This is a genomic window from Thermococcus indicus, from assembly GCF_006274605.1.
Classification (GTDB): domain Archaea; phylum Methanobacteriota_B; class Thermococci; order Thermococcales; family Thermococcaceae; genus Thermococcus; species Thermococcus indicus.
The window spans coordinates 1,846,176-1,860,436 of the sequence record NZ_CP040846.1 but is presented as its reverse complement, the minus strand read 5'-3'; the positions used below and the strand labels follow the sequence as shown (position 1 = coordinate 1,860,436).

The window sequence follows — 14,261 nt, the reverse complement described above, 5'->3', positions numbered from 1 at the left end:
AAACTGTTATAATCCCGTTATGAGGATTCATGGACTTCAGGAAGTTCATCCGGTTACTCGACTCGAGCAGCCTTGCGGAAATTATATTCACTGACCATGTGAAATGGAGATTGGATGAAAGAGGAATTGGTAGTAGGACTGTTGAGGACATATTAAGAAAGCGCCAGAAGGATCTAAGGGGAGTTGAACAGCAGGGGGATAGCAGGTTTAAATTAACGTACTTGCACCCCGAGAAGGAAGGTATGGATTTAATCATTGTTGTTGATGTGAAGGAGCGGAGGAGCAGAATGAAGCTGACTGTGGTGACGGTGTTTCCTCAACCTTCAAGCAGGAGGATTCGGGTGGTGGACAATGAGCGAGATGGAAGATAAAAAGTTCCGGCCTGTGGACTACGATCCTCTCGTGGACTCGTTGTTTGTAAGTGTCCCCGACCGGAGGTATGAGTATTCCATAATGATTGGAAATGACCTTATCCTGGACTTTGGAAGGCTCCCCGGCGGGGATAAGCTGGATGTTGTTGGGTTTGAATTACTGGATGCATCCAGGAAGTTTGGAGTGGACAAATACCTGCTGAAGGGCATCAAACGGCTCCATGCAGAGATTACCGTTAATGAGAAGCGGGTGAGACTGGTGGTTTCGCTCGTTCTCGTCCAGCACCGGAAGGAGAAAAAGCGTTCTAAGATCCTTGAGGTCGCTAACTCAGGTGTCCCCCAGGTGGCTTCTTCGATTAGTGTTTGAGTTCCCCTGATCTTTGTTTTCAGGTTATCCGTGGCGGCGGTTTAGTTGATGTTTTTGGGATTGAGGACCTTTCTCTGCCTTCCAATCTGCCCCCCTTCAGACTCCAAGCATCGGCCCCCATAACACATTCTACCGGTACCTACATATGCACCTACACAACCACCTACACTACTAAGAACAAAAAAGGGCTTTATATTGAATCAACGTAATCTCCAGCGCAAAGAACCCCCAGGGGGTGCATGGAGAATGAAGGCCAGGACCAGGAAAGGTGCGGTTGGTATTGGAACCCTGATAGTGTTCATTGCCATGGTGCTGGTTGCCGCTGTTGCGGCGGCCGTGCTGATCAACACGAGCGGCTACCTGCAGCAGAAGGCTTCCAGCACGGGCAGGGAGACCACTGAGGAAGTTGCCAGTGGAATACAGGTTGAGAAGATCGTCGGCAAGACCGACACCAACAAGGAGTACATCCAGTACATGGCTATCTACGTCAGCCCGAACGCTGGTTCCGCTGGCATAGACCTTAAGAATACCAAGGTCATACTCAGCAACGGAACAGTCCAGGCAGTTCTCAGCTACGACACTGATTCGTACACCAGTGGGGTTGTTTCGGACATCTTTGATACGACTCTGTATGCATGGGATAACTTGACCAGCAAGACCACGAACTTCGGTATCATCGTCCTCCAGGACGCCGACAATTCAGTCAAGCAGAACTATCCGACCCTTAACAAGGGCGACCTCGTTGTCCTGACGGTTCAGGTTGGCGACAGCGGTGTCTTTGGAACCAACGGTATCAAGCCAAGGACCAAGATAATCGGCAAGGTCGTTCCGGAGTTTGGTGCCCCGGGCGTCATCGAGTTCACCACTCCCAGCACCTACACCGACAAGGTTATGACCCTGCAGTGAAGGAGGTGATGTGAGTGAGGCTGGTTAAGAAGAGGGGTGCCGTCGGAATCGGTACCCTTATAGTTTTCATTGCCATGGTGCTGGTTGCCGCTGTTGCGGCGGCCGTGCTCATCAACACCAGCGGCTACCTCCAGCAGAAGAGCCAGGCCACTGGTAGAGAGACCACAGAGCAGGTGTCTAGTGGAATACAGGTCATTAGTGTCTACGGCTATGCCCCTTACAACTCTGGTACCGGGACCTATAACAACATCACCCGCCTGGCTATCTACGTCAGCCCGAACGCTGGTTCCGCTGGCATAGACCTCAAGCACACTAAGATACTGCTCTCAGATGGTACTGTCGAGGCTGCCCTTGCCTATGATCCAGATACTATAACCGACGCGTACACCGACACCTCAGTCAGCGACATCTTCAACGAGACCATTGGTAGCGGAACTACGCTGTTCAACTGGAGCAAGCTTGATGCCACTCACTTTGGTATCATCGTCCTCCAGGACGCAGACCAGTCTGTGAAAGAGACCTATCCGACCCTTAACAAGGGCGATCTCGTCGTCCTTGCCGTTAACACTAACAGCGTCTTCAGCACTACTAGTGGAATCGCTCCGAGGACCAAGATTACCGGCCAGGTTGTTCCGGAGTTTGGTGCCCCGGGCGTCATCGAGTTCACCACTCCCAGCACCTACACCTCCAGCACTATGGAACTCCAGTGAGGCCCAGCGCTTTTCTTTCCCTTTCGTTCTTTGAAAATTTTCAGGGGGTGATACGTTGAGGAGGGGAGCAATAGGCATCGGCACGCTCATCGTCTTCATAGCAATGGTCCTCGTGGCAGCGGTTGCAGCGGGCGTCATCATCGGAACAGCGGGCTACCTCGAGCAGAAGGCCCAGGCGGCCGGGAGGCAGACCACCCAGGAGGTCGCGAGCGGGCTTAAGGTCATCAACATCTACGGCTACACCAACGCGACCCCGCCGAGCAAGGGGACGATAAGCAGGATGGCGGTATTCATAGCCCCCAACTCCGGAAGTGAGGGCATAGACCTCAGCAACGTTAAGATAGTCCTCAGCGACGGCGCCAAGCTCGTGGTGTACAACTACAGCGGCATACTCTACAAGGGCGTCGTCGATGACCTCTTCAACAGCACGGAGATATCGAACAAGATATGGGACAACACCACCTTCACCGATACGAACTTCGCGATAGTGGTTATCCACGACGGCGCGAGCGAGATGGACGTGAACCATCCGAACCTCGAGTGGGGCGACATGGTGGCACTCCTCATAAAGACCACAGTATTTAAGGCCGAGAACGGGGAGAAGGGAATAGGGCCAGCCACCAAGATGGTCGGCAAGGTCATACCCGAGGTAGGTTCCGCGGGAGTTATTGACTTCACGACCCCCGCGACGTATAACTACAACGTGATGGTGCTCCAGTGAGGTGAGAACATGAGGCGCGGTGCCATCGGTATTGGAACGCTCATCGTCTTCATAGCAATGGTCCTTGTGGCGGCGGTGGCCGCGGGAGTGCTCATCAGCACCAGCGGCTACCTCCAGCAGAAGGCCATGGCCACCGGAAGGCAGACCACCCAGGAGGTCGCGAGCGGAATCAAGGTGATGAACGTCTACGGCTACACCCCGGCCGACCCGCCCGGGAGCGGTAAGATAACCAGGATGGTCATCTACGTCAGTCCCAACGCGGGAAGCGGCGGCATAGACCTCGCCCACGTCAGGGTCGTCCTCAGCGACGGCAAGAGGATGGCAGTTTACCGCTACGTTGACCCGCAGGAGGACAGTATCAGTGCCAACTACTTCCTCTACAGCGGCGACGTGAACAACGTCTTTGCCGATGTCGGCGAGAACAATGACGGTGTCCTCACCCCGGCCCCGACCGGCTATACCGAGCTTACAGGGGCGGACAACACGGTTGAAAACCTCTGGAAGAACCTCTACTACGCGATAACCCAGACCTCGCCCAAGATGCTCTTCGGCATTATAGTTGTGGCCGACAACGACGACAGCCTCAGCGGAAGCTGGCAGCACCCCAGCCTCAGCTGGGGCGACATGGCGGGCATAGCCCTCTGGACGATACCCTTTGATGACGATAACGACCACACCAACGGCTACGGTATTGGCCCCGGCACCAAGGTCACCGGCAAGGTCATACCCGAGAACGGTGCTGGAGGTGTCATAGACTTCACCTCGCCGAGCACCTACACCGACAACCTGATGGAGCTTCAGTGAAGGGGGTGGCTCCGGTGGCGCTGGATTTCCTTTCATCATTATTCAAGAAAAAGCCCAAGGAGGAGGCCACCCCTGAGACAGTGGAGCCCGTCTTTGAGGAGGAGCTTGAGGAGCGCGTGGAGAACAGGGAGGAGAACGAGCAGCTGACCCAGGTGCTGGAGCGCGTCAACGAGATCGAGAACGACATCCCGAGGATAAAGATAAGCATCGACACCCTCAAGAAGCAGATTCAGGAGCTTAGGGACGACATCGACAGGCTCGACAAGACCATCAAGGACGTCATGATGCTCTACGAGGTCATCAGCCAGGAGATAAACCCCTTCAAGGAGCAGATGGGTCAGGAGAACCCGCTCACCAGTGAGATCCAGGACCTCAGAAAGGAACTGGAAGACTTAAAGCTGGAGATAGCGCAAATAAAGAACGACATTAAGGTGCTCGCAGGTTACGGGCTTGACCTTGACTCGATAATCTACGAGGTGCTCGCGGAGGTGTGAGGCGTGGAGATGACGAGGCTCGTCACTGAGGCAGACATAAACGCCAAGCTCGCTGAGCTCAAGGGCAGGGTTCCAACGGTGGTCATCAACGACCTCAGGGAGAAGCTCATCGCCAGGAAGGAGAATCTGACCTACGACCAGCTCGACAAGATCGTCCAGAAGGTGCTCGACACCTACGGCAGTCAGGCCGCCAAATACGAGCAGCTCAACAAACGCGTTGATGAGCTGGGTAAGAGGCTCACCGACCTCAGCATGCAGCTGGGCAGACTCGTCGAGACCCTTGAGAGCGCCAAGTTCGACGTCCAGGAGAAGAAGGCCGAAACGGTCTCCAGGAAGGTTGAGGAGGTTCACGAGAAGATTGAGAAGCTCGAGGGGCTCCTCGAAGAGGAGAAAGAGGAGGTTCCGGAGGAGCTGACCCAGAAGCTCGATGAGCTTCAGGAGAAGGTTGAGGAGATAGCCGAGAAGGTTGAGGCGCAGACCGCCGCCGAGAAGCTCGAGGAGGCCCAGGAGAAGCTCGAGGAACTCCAGGAGAAGATAGAGGCTGGGGAAGCCATTTCGGAGGAGGAGCTCAGGGCGGCGGAGGAGGCCGTCGCGGAGGCCCAGGCAGAGGTGGCCGCGGAGGCTCCAGTTGAGGTCATCGAGGAGGTTTCCGAGGAGGTCCCGGAGGTAACGGCTGAGGAGGAAGTGGAGGAGCTTCCTGAAGAGGCTGCTGTCGAGGAACTTCCCGAGGAGGAAGTCGAGACCATCGAGGTTGAAGAGGTGCCCATTGAGGAACTCCCGGAGGAGGCTCAGGAGGAGCTTGAAGCACCGGAGGAAGTTGTTGAAGAGGCCGCCCCTGAGGCGGTGAAGATCGAAGAGATTGAAGCCCCTGAAGAGGTTCCCGCTCACGAGGTTGAAATTGTTGAGGAGGAAGAGAAAGAATCCGTTGAGGTTGAAAAGGAGGAAGGTGGTGTTAAGATGGCTGAGAAGTTCCAGATCCCGGAGGACATCGCAAGCCTGCTCTTCGAGGAGGAGCCGAGGAAGGCCAGGCTGGAGAAGCTGCCCGATGACATCGTCTCGACAATGATTGCACTCAAGTGGCTCGGGTTCCTCATCGACAGGGTCGGCATCCAGAACCTCGAGCGCGTCCTTGAGTTCTACTACGAGATAGGCTGGATAAGCGAGAGTGTCCTCAACAACCTCCTGCACTACGCCAAGGGCACCAGGCCGCACCACAGGGACCCCGAGTGGAAGCCGGCGGAGAAGCTCACCGTTCAGGACCACCTCATAAGCCTCCTCTTCATCGAGAGGCTCAGGGGACTCAGGATAAACAGGAACGTCCTCGACAAGCTTGAAAGGGAAATCAAAATGCTGGAGAAGACCCTCGATGAGTTTTACGGCATCTGAAGCAGCTGTAAGGACGGGGGGCGGCCTATGGGGTTCAGCGTATCGGCGAGCGCTGCGATCATCTTCATTTCTTTTTTAGTAGCGGCCACCACCCTCTACACGGCGTGGGACAACAGCTACGCCAACGTCCAGGCCGCCCGGGAGGACTGGTACAATCTGAGGCTCTCCCAGGTTCACTTTGATGTGGGTAACGTTGGTGTCGTGGCTTCGGGTACCTCCGATGTTACGGTCACGTTCACTTACATGGGTCAGACCATTACCGGGAACGTTGTGGTGCTTCACAACGGTAGCTACGCCTCGTCCGCTGATCTTGGGTATCTGATCCCGAATGATAACTACGCGGTAACCGTTAACGGTGGCGCCGATACCAGCGGCATCGCAAACTACGCCGCACTCGGCTTTGACAACGGTTGCATCCTGCTGGTGACGTATCACTACGACACCGCCACCGGTGAATACGTCACCGATGCCTATTCCGTTCAGTGTCCGCTGGAGGTGAGCTGATGGCCGCAGGAGGGCCGGCGAGCGAGCTCATACTGTTCATAGTCGCAGTCATCGTCGCGGGCAGTGTTGCCGGCGGTCTCGCCTACGTCACCACCGACATAGCCCACGGCATGAACGACAGGGGCGCCATGCTGGCGGACAAACTGAGAACTGACTTCGCCATAATAAACGACCCCAACAACGTTCCTGTGGAGGGCACGGGCCCCTACAACTACACGTTTTACGTAAAGAACATCGGGAAAAATTCGATTGCGTTCACCTCCAGTGCGGTCCAGGTGTTCATTGACGGTGAGATGGTGCCCGCGGCAAACCTCACCTTCACCGACGTTGGTGGGGTCCCGATAAGTTCACTCGACGCCTACGGGGTTGGTGTGATAAAGGTCACCAGGGGCGCCGCCTTGGCTCAGGGATACCACACCCTCATCGTTGTGCTTGAGAATGGCGAGCGCAGGAGCTTTGTCTTCAGGGTGTCCTGATATGAGGGACGCCTTCAGCGGTTAAAATAACGCGAGACGGTGGTGGTCATCTTGGTCGAGGAACTCCTCAAGATCGAGCTCAAAGGCGACGAGCTTCACAGGCGTCTCGGCGGTGGCATCCCCGCCGGGACCATCATGCTCATCGAGGGAGACAGGGGTAGCGGTAAGTCCATCTTCGTCCAGCGCCTCCTCTACGGCTTCCTCATGAACGGGTACACCGCCAGCTACATCTCCAGCCAGTACACCACGGTTGAGTACATCAAGCAGATGGAGTCCCTCGGCTACGATATAATCCCTTTTCTAATCAGGAAGAAGCTCATGTTTGTCTCCCTGTACCCACTTCTCACCGGCGTCAGCGAGAAAAGGAAGTTTCTCAGCCGACTGTTCGGTGAGCCCAGGCTGTGGGAGCCGGACATAATGATAATCGATTCATTCTCATCACTCCTTTCCCGTGAGCAGGAGCCGAGTGCTGTTAGGGATTTTCTGCTGTACGTCAAGAAAATGGCCTCCCTGGATAAGGTCATCATCCTCACCGCGAACACTGAGGAGATAGACCGTGATTCGCTCTTCGTCCTTGAGGAAGCGGCAAGCATGCTCGTCCGCCTGAGCGTCAAGGTGTTCGGTGGTGACCTGAAGAACTCGGCCACGATAGTCAAGTACAACAACGCCAAGGGACTGTTTCAGAAGATTATCCCGTTCCGTGTCGAGCCGAAGGTCGGGCTGATAGTAGAAATAGCGGCGGTGGTGTGACATGGCGCAGGTGGTCAGCGACACCCTTGAGGAGGCAATGGCGAGAAACCCCCACCTTAGAAAGTACGTTGATCAGTTCAGGAGGAAGTACGGAAAGCTCCCGGAGTTCCACCCCCAGCTCAGCAGGGACATGAAGGAGATAATGTACCCGAACATCCTTTACCCTGTGGGTGACCCCATCTTCATCCACATCTACGGGGACGCGACCACCGACAAGAAGTACATCGTCATCGAGCCGCGCATAGAGAGCCGCGAGGAGGAGCAGAAGTACAACAGGATAAGGGACAAAATCCTGGAGCTCGCGCCGACCAGGGATATTCCCGAGGAGCAGGAGGAGTTTGAGCGCTTTCTGGATGCCCTCTTTGATGAGGCCGTGCTCGCACTGGTCAAATCAGGCAAGGGCGGTTTGATGGGCAAGGGTCAGAAGTTCCTGATAACCAAGGAGGAGATGGAGAAGTTTCGCTACTTAATCAAGCGCGACATCATCGGTATCGGCCCGCTTGAGCCGATAGCGAGGGACCCCTACATCGAGGATATCCACATCATCGGCGCCAACAACGTCTCCCTCGTCCACAAGATATTCGAGATGATGCCGACCAACATAACCTTCGGCGACGACGTCAAGCTCGCGGACTACTTCAAGAACATCGCCGAGCGCATTGGAAGGCCGATAAGCGACAGGACGCCGATAGTTGACGGTGCTTTGCCGGACGGCTCGCGTATCAACATCATCTACTCCCCGGACATCTCCATCAAGGGTCCGAGCGCCACCATCCGTAAGTTCTCGGCGACGCCGATAAGCATCGTCCAGCTCATAGCGTGGGGAACTCTGAGTGCGGAGGTTGCCGCCTACCTCTGGATAGCCCTTGAGTACGGTATGAGTGTCTTCGTCTGTGGTGAGACGGCATCCGGTAAAACAACTCTCCTCAACTCGATAGTCCCGTTCATCAAGCCCGGTTCAAAGATCTACACCGCCGAGGATACCCCCGAGGTTCAGGTGCCACACCCCACGTGGCAGAGGCTCATAACCCGTGAGAGGGGTCCCGAGGAGAGCAGGGTTACGCTCTTCGACCTCCTCAAAGCGGCCCTGCGTTCAAGGCCGAACTACATCATCGTCGGTGAGATCCGTGGTGCCGAGGGTGCCATAGCCTTCCAGGCCATGCAGACCGGCCACCCCGTTATGAGCACCTTCCACGCGGGCGATATCAAGAAGATGATACAGCGTTTCACCGGCCACCCGATAAACGTGCCGATAACCTTCATCGACAACCTTAACATAGCCGTCTTCCAGCAGGCCGTTTATGTCAAGGGCAAGTTCCTGAGGAGGACGGTCAACGTCGTCGAGATCGAGGGCTACTACGAGGAGCTGGGTGGCGTCGCCACGAGGAACGTCTTTGAATGGGACCCGGTTCAGGACAAGCACATCTTCCGCGGTTTCAACAACTCGTACATCCTTGAGAGAAAGATAGCGGAGATAGCCGGTTACGAGGATCCCAAGGAGATTTACAACGAGCTGTTCCTCCGCGCGAGGATCCTCCAGAGGATGGTCGAGCTTGGCATAACCAACTACTGGGACGTCTACCGCGAGATCAAGGCGTTCTACCAGCGCGGAATCGAGGGCCTGAGCTTCAGAATCTAACGGGGTGATTGCATGGCCGAGGAAGGCATCAGCATCTTCACGAAGGCTGACCTGGATATGGGCACGTACCTCAGGAAGGTTCTCCTGCCGTACATGGCTATTTCAGCTGTTCTGTTCCTCGCCGTTGGTGTAATCGGAAGAATCTTCTACCTCCCCAGCGCCCTCAAGGTCCTCATGTTTCTGATTCCCGTTGTTCTGCTGGTTTACGCCGCGGTTTACCCTTACATAATAGCCGATACCAAGAAGATTTCGATAAACTCCAAAATGCCGTACTTCATCACGTACTTCGCGGTTCTCTCGACGAGTGAGATGAAGAGGAGCGACCTCATCAAAATCCTGTCCAGCGATCCAAAGCTCGGAGCGATAGCGAGCGAGCTCAAAAAGGTTCACACCGTGGTCAACAGGCTTCACCTCTCGATGCCCGAGGCCCTCCGATTCCTCGCGAGAAGGACGCCCAGTATAATGTTCGCCGACTTTCTTGACAGACTTGCCTACTCCCTCGACAGCGGTGTTGACCTAAAGGAGTACCTCTTCCAGGAGCAGCAGACGGTCATGGATGACTACCAGACCTTCTACGAGGGTGCGCTCTACGACCTCGATATATTCAAGGAGATATACGAGTCGATAATTATCTCGGTCGTGTTCATCGCCGCCTTCGTCATCATAGGCCCTCTGATCACCGGCATGGACATCGGCAAGATGGGGCTGTACTCGGTCGCGATGACCCTCGCCGCCGAGGTGGGCATACTTCTCGTTGTCAAGTTCAGGATGCCCGAGGACCCCCTCTGGGCCGAGAACAGGGGTATAGACGACGTGAGGAGGAAGAGAATAGTACGGGCCGCAGTCTATTCGGGCATGGGGGTCGTTATAGTCGCGCTCCTTTACTTCACCGTCATCAGGGTGAGGTTTGATATACCGGAGCCCTTCGCCCTCGCCCTCATCCTGACGCCCCTATTCTACCTCGGACACGTCGTCAACAGCGAGGAGAAGAAGATATTCAGGAAGGACGAGAACTTTCCCGCGTTCATCAGGAGTCTGAGCTCATCCCTTGCCGCCAGCGGCGCCTCCCTTGTGCTGGTTCTCAAGTACCTCAGCGCCCACGACTTCGGTTCCCTCACCGAGGACATCAGGGCGCTCTACAGGAGGCTCGCCATCAGGGTTGACAGGGACAGGGCGTGGGACTTCTTTATAACGGGAACCGGGAGCTGGCTCATAGGCATATTCTCGGAGATATTCCGTGAGAGCCTCCGCATGGGTGCGGAACCGGACTACGTTGGCCTCATCATCAGCAGGAACTTTGAGAGGCTCGTTCGTCTCAGGAGGAAGAGGCAGCAGAGCATAGCGAGCTTCGTTGGAATAATCTACGGTCTGACAGGGGCGTTTGCCTTTTCCCTCGCCGCCTCGTTCCAGGTCGCAGTTTCGATAAGCCAGATGTTCGCCCAGATGCAGATACCCACAGAGTACATAGGGGACATAATTCACGTTATCCCGCCGTCCGGAATGAGGTTCCTCCTTTACATAATGCTCGTACTGATGGTTATGCACTCCCTTCTCTCATCCCTCGTCATCAAGCTCGCGGACGGGGGACACATACTTGGCACCGCCAGGTACTTCGTCATAATGTCCTGGATATTCGCGGTCGGCATGTACCTGGGCCAGACGCTCATGGAGAGGATGATGGGGATGGGTGGCGGTGAGACCGCCCAGGTGTTTCTCCACCTTATGGGGGTGATACCGTGAGACGGGCCGTAGTGTTCGTACTGGTGCTCATGATTCTGCTCCCCACGGGCTTTGCCTCGGCGTCGTCCTTCAACGGATGGCTTTCCCTGCCCGGTTCGATTTCGGTTGGAAACGTGACCCTGGAGTTTACGGACGTTTCACTGGACGGGGTCCTGGTCGGCACCGCGTATGACGGGTCCTCGTACCGTGACCTGTCCCTCCGTCCCGGGGAGGGTCTCACCGTCAGGGACGTTGTGGTGCGGTACGTCAGGGCTACCGCGGCGGAGGAACCTCTCGTTTTCCTGAACGTGACGTTTCCCAACATCGTTGAGGGAGAGACGATCCAGTTGGGTGACTACTCGATTGAGCTTCTTTCCGTGAGCAGCAAGGGCGCGAAGGTGCGCGTTTCCAGGGGGAACGAGTCCAAGGACTTCACCTCCGGAAAGTTCACCTTCGGCAACATCAAGGTTGCCGTGAGCGCCTATCCAAAGGTCTTTGAGGGGTACCTCCAGAGGGGCCAGAACGTGACGGTCTCGAACCATGTGCTGACCTTCACCAACGCCACCGTTGAGAAATCCCCTGACGGCTTCACAGAAACACTCTACTTCAAATACGGCGGAGAGGGGTATTCAGTGGTCGTTGGGAAGGAGGCGGACATCGGCCCGTTCCACGTTAAGGCGGAGGATCTGGCGGGGGTTGAATACGCCAAGGTGACGGTGTTTTTCAGGGGGGCTTCCCTCGACGTTGAGATGGTTCCGGATGAGGCTTTCTCCCTCTCCCCTGGCCAGACCAAGAACGTTGGCCCCTACGTGCTACGCTACGACTACAGATTCGATGGTTCGATAAGGGCGTCCCTGCTCAACTCGTGCGGCGCGGTTCTGGCCACCTCCAAACTCTCAAGCGGTGCCGTGGCGGCGAGCCTGTACTACAAGGGAGCAACCGTGATCCTGGACGGTGTGGAGGACGACGGAAAGGCCGCCTTTGAGGTCTTCCTCGACAGGTCCAGAATTCCCGACGTGAGCAGGGTGGCCAACCTTCTGATTGAGGGCACCGCCACGGATGGGAAGAGATACCTCCCGATGGACATTTCCTTCCGGGTAAAGAACACCGGCACGGTGGCCCTTTCGAACGTCACGCTCCGCTTCGTTCCCGGCGCTGGAGTGCGGGCTGTTTCGGGGAGCACGATGGAGGTATCCCTCCTGAAACCGGGTCAGGAGAAAACATTCAGGGTAACCGTCATGCCGATGGACGACGGTAACGTTACGCTCGGAAGGCTGGTGGCCGATGTCGTTGCCCCCTTTGAGCTGGCCTGCGGGGGCTACACCAGGCTGACTTTCTCATCCAACGCCGTCACCGCGTACGTGGAGCCGTCGAGGGTCGCCTACCTCCTCAACGCATCGTGGGAAGGAGACCCCGTAACGTATCATCCTGTGACCCTGAGGTTCATCGTCAGAAACACCGGGGACGTGTCTGTACCGGCCAACCTCACGGTGAGCGTTCCTGAGGGCGTGGCCGTTGAGCCCGACGGCACCTTTGAGTCCTACCGGGGTGGGCTGGTTGCTCCCTTGAGCCTGGGGCCCGGGGAGAACGCGACCCTCAGCGTCATGGTAATCCCATACTCCCCCGGGAAAAAGACGTTCAGGGTTGCCCTGAACACCATCGCGGGGACGGTCAATTCAAGCACGATCGCGCTGGACATAGTATCTCCAACCGGGAACGATACGGTGGTGATAACGAGGACCATCACCGTGACGACCACCGCACCTTCCAACGGCACCGTGACCGTCACCGAGACCCGCACCGAGACAGTGCCCGTCGAAAGTACCGTGACAGAGGTTCAGACGGTACCGTACACACCGGCGACCTCCAAGGTCGTGTGGACGGTAATCGGAATCGTCATCGGCGCCCTGGCCATCATAATCTTCGCCTGGTACCAGGCCCACAGATCATGAGAAAGGTTGATACGCCTTTTTTCTTTATGTTTATCTGGTGAACACCATGGAAAAACTGGATGGGTTGTGGCGCCGGAGGGTGGCTTCTCTCGTAAGGGAGGGAATAATCAAAAGTGCCGCCATCAGGGAGGCTTTCCTCAGGTATCCCCGCCACCTCTTCGTTGAAAAGCGCTACCGGGACTACGCCCACGTTGATGAGCCCCTTCCGATTCCCGCCGGGCAGACGGTAAGTGCCCCCCACATGGTGGCGATAATGCTGGAACTGGCCGAGCTTGGGCCGGGAATGAACGTCCTCGAGGTGGGAACCGGTAGCGGATGGAACGCGGCTCTGATCGCGGAGCTCGTGAAGGGCGATGTTTACACCATCGAGCGGATTCCCGAGCTGGTCGAGTTTGCGAGGAGGAACCTTGAGCAAGCGGGAGTGAAGAACGTTCACGTTTTCCTCGGCGACGGCACGAAGGGCTTTCCCCCGAAGGCGCCCTACGAGCGGATAATCGTTACAGCTGGGGCGCCGAAGGTTCCCGAGCCCCTTCTAGAGCAGCTCAAACCCGGCGGGAGGCTGATAATACCTGTGGGAGGCCACCACTTGTGGCAGGACCTTTACGTAGTGGAAAAGACCGAGGACGGGAGGATAAGAAAAAAGCGCTGGGGTGGCGTCGCTTTCGTGCCGCTCATAGGGGAGCACGGCTGGAGAGGGTAGGCTTTTAAGTTTCCCCTCGCTCTCTTTTGGGGTGGTAAGATGGTCAGGCTCATAGCTTTCGATCTTGAGGGAACCCTTGTAAAATCCGTCTCGGGCTGGGTTGAGCTTCACAAGCGCTTTGGGACCTGGGAGAAGGGAAAGGAATACGCCGAGCTCTTCTTTGCGGGAAAAATAGACTACGTGAAGTGGGCCGAGCTCGACGCCTCTCTGTGGAAGGGCCACACCAGGGAAGAGATTATGGAATGGGCGGACTCGGTTGAGTACATGGACGGCGCAAAGGAGCTCATCGAGTTTCTGAGGGAGAACGACTTCAGGATAGCGATACTGAGCAGCGGCCTCATGTGCCTCGCGGGAAGGATAGCCAAGGAACTTGGAGTTGACTACGTCTATGCCAACGAGCTGGTCTTTGAGAACGGCGTCGTTACCGGTAAGGTCAACCCCATCGTTGACTTCAGGAGCAAGGGGACCATACTCAGGGAACTGAAGGCCGAGCTTGAACCTGAGCTGACGGTGGCGGTTGGGGACGGCTTCAACGACCTGAGCATGTTCAAAGAGGCCGACGTCAGCATAGCAATAAACCCGCACGAGGGCGTCGAGGGCGATCACAACGTTGAGAGCCTCCATGAGGTTATGGAGATAGTCAGGGGGCTCATAGGAGAACGGGGTCAGTGAAGGGCGTGCTCATCACAGTCAGCAAAGCAAAAGCTCGTCATCCCCCTGTCGGCCCGGCCGGAATCCCCGCCTCACTCCTCCGCGGGGTGG

At 56.4% G+C, this 14,261-nt stretch carries 16 protein-coding genes; all 16 read left to right on the top strand.

The window, feature by feature from the left end; genetic code table 11:
* Positions 1-29: 29 nt before the first annotated feature.
* The 16 genes from FH039_RS10050 to FH039_RS09975 all read left to right on the top strand — a co-directional run bounded on the left by FH039_RS10050 (position 30) and on the right by FH039_RS09975 (position 14,171).
* Positions 30-371 (top strand): hypothetical protein, encoded by a 342-nt coding sequence (locus FH039_RS10050; RefSeq protein ID WP_139681206.1) that lies wholly within the window; start codon positions 30-32, stop codon positions 369-371.
* Entirely contained in the window at positions 352-738 is a 387-nt protein-coding gene (locus FH039_RS10045) for a DUF2283 domain-containing protein (RefSeq protein WP_139681205.1), read from the top strand. Before FH039_RS10050 ends, FH039_RS10045 begins: the two co-directional genes overlap by 20 nt.
* 246 nt (positions 739-984) lie before the next feature.
* Complete coding sequence (locus FH039_RS10040) at positions 985-1,644, top strand: flagellin (RefSeq protein WP_139681204.1); 660 nt, start codon at positions 985-987, stop codon at positions 1,642-1,644.
* A 14-nt stretch (positions 1,645-1,658) separates the two neighbouring features.
* Positions 1,659-2,354, top strand: coding sequence for a flagellin (locus tag FH039_RS10035; RefSeq protein WP_139681203.1), 696 nt, complete (start codon positions 1,659-1,661; stop codon positions 2,352-2,354).
* Between the two features lie 55 nt (positions 2,355-2,409).
* On the top strand, positions 2,410-3,075 hold the full coding sequence (locus FH039_RS10030; protein WP_139681202.1) for a flagellin: 666 nt from the start codon (positions 2,410-2,412) through the stop codon (positions 3,073-3,075).
* A gap of 9 nt (positions 3,076-3,084) precedes the next feature.
* Positions 3,085-3,879, top strand: a complete 795-nt coding sequence (locus FH039_RS10025) for a flagellin (protein WP_139681201.1) — start codon at positions 3,085-3,087, stop codon at positions 3,877-3,879.
* A 14-nt stretch (positions 3,880-3,893) separates the two neighbouring features.
* Positions 3,894-4,373 carry a flagella accessory protein C gene (locus FH039_RS10020; RefSeq protein ID WP_139681200.1) on the top strand — a complete coding sequence of 160 codons (480 nt, stop codon included), beginning with the start codon at positions 3,894-3,896 and terminating at the stop codon, positions 4,371-4,373.
* A 3-nt stretch (positions 4,374-4,376) separates the two neighbouring features.
* On the top strand, positions 4,377-5,759 hold the full coding sequence (locus FH039_RS10015) for a FlaD/FlaE family flagellar protein (protein ID WP_206206153.1): 1,383 nt from the start codon (positions 4,377-4,379) through the stop codon (positions 5,757-5,759).
* Positions 5,760-5,786: 27 nt separating this feature from the next.
* Positions 5,787-6,263, top strand: coding sequence for a flagellar protein (locus FH039_RS10010; protein ID WP_139681199.1), 477 nt, complete (start codon positions 5,787-5,789; stop codon positions 6,261-6,263).
* A complete protein-coding gene (locus FH039_RS10005) occupies positions 6,263-6,739 on the top strand; it encodes a flagellar protein G (RefSeq protein WP_139681198.1) in 477 nt (158 codons plus the stop codon). Before FH039_RS10010 ends, FH039_RS10005 begins: the two co-directional genes overlap by 1 nt.
* A 51-nt stretch (positions 6,740-6,790) precedes the next feature.
* Positions 6,791-7,489: an ATPase domain-containing protein gene (locus FH039_RS10000; RefSeq protein ID WP_058938576.1), complete on the top strand. Its 699-nt coding sequence runs from the start codon at positions 6,791-6,793 to the stop codon at positions 7,487-7,489.
* A gap of 1 nt (position 7,490) precedes the next feature.
* Complete coding sequence (locus FH039_RS09995; protein ID WP_139681197.1) at positions 7,491-9,128, top strand: type II/IV secretion system ATPase subunit; 1,638 nt, start codon at positions 7,491-7,493, stop codon at positions 9,126-9,128.
* 12 nt (positions 9,129-9,140) lie between these two features.
* The gene (gene flaJ, locus FH039_RS09990) at positions 9,141-10,868 is read left to right on the top strand and encodes an archaellar assembly protein FlaJ (RefSeq protein WP_139681196.1); all 1,728 of its coding nucleotides are present in this window, start codon (positions 9,141-9,143) and stop codon (positions 10,866-10,868) included.
* Positions 10,865-12,799, top strand: coding sequence for a CARDB domain-containing protein (locus FH039_RS09985; RefSeq protein ID WP_139681195.1), 1,935 nt, complete (start codon positions 10,865-10,867; stop codon positions 12,797-12,799). The genes flaJ and FH039_RS09985 overlap by 4 nt, the downstream gene beginning before the upstream one ends.
* A 46-nt stretch (positions 12,800-12,845) precedes the next feature.
* Positions 12,846-13,499 (top strand): protein-L-isoaspartate(D-aspartate) O-methyltransferase, encoded by a 654-nt coding sequence (locus tag FH039_RS09980; protein WP_139681194.1) that lies wholly within the window; start codon positions 12,846-12,848, stop codon positions 13,497-13,499.
* A 39-nt stretch (positions 13,500-13,538) separates the two neighbouring features.
* Positions 13,539-14,171 (top strand): HAD-IB family phosphatase, encoded by a 633-nt coding sequence (locus tag FH039_RS09975; protein WP_139681193.1) that lies wholly within the window; start codon positions 13,539-13,541, stop codon positions 14,169-14,171.
* Positions 14,172-14,261: the final 90 nt, after the last annotated feature.